The sequence below is a fragment of the Desulfocastanea catecholica genome, assembly GCF_054657295.1.
This window is the reverse complement of sequence record NZ_BAAHYZ010000140.1, coordinates 1-393: the sequence shown is the minus strand read 5'-3', so window position 1 is coordinate 393 and position 393 is coordinate 1. Positions and strand designations below refer to the sequence as shown.

General features: G+C 53.7%; 1 protein-coding gene and 1 pseudogene. Both read right to left on the bottom strand.

The window, feature by feature from the left end:
• Positions 1 to 215, bottom strand: a 215-nt coding sequence (locus ACYQ8U_RS23250; protein ID WP_459947932.1) for a class I SAM-dependent methyltransferase, incomplete at its 3' end; no start/stop codon positions are given.
• A gap of 22 nt (positions 216 to 237) precedes the next feature.
• A pseudogene (locus tag ACYQ8U_RS23245) lies at positions 238 to 393 on the bottom strand (thiolase family protein); the annotation flags it as partial.

Genomic DNA, 393 nt, shown 5'->3' with positions numbered 1-393 from the left:
GCATAGGCCTTGTAACGTTCTTCAGCCTTTTTCAGCGGTTCTTCAGAAACATCCACCAGGTAGAGCTTTTTATCCGGCAGCCCGGTACGCAGAAAGTAGGCGATGTCCGGCCCGATGTGACCGGCACCGACAACGGCCATTTCCTCGGGCAGGGGACGATCGGCCGCAAGGAGGTAGGGATTCTGATACGAAGGATAGAGCCTGTTATTTGTCATGGTACGTTCTCCAAATTTGATTTTAATTGACCTTGATAATCAGAGAAGCGCCGCTGTCGCCGGCTGCACAGCCTGACAGTAGGCCGTATCCGCCCCCCTTGATCACCAGCTCTTCGATCAATTCGATCAGCAGACGCATGGTAGTGGGACCTTGGGGATGGCCGAACACCAAAGAACT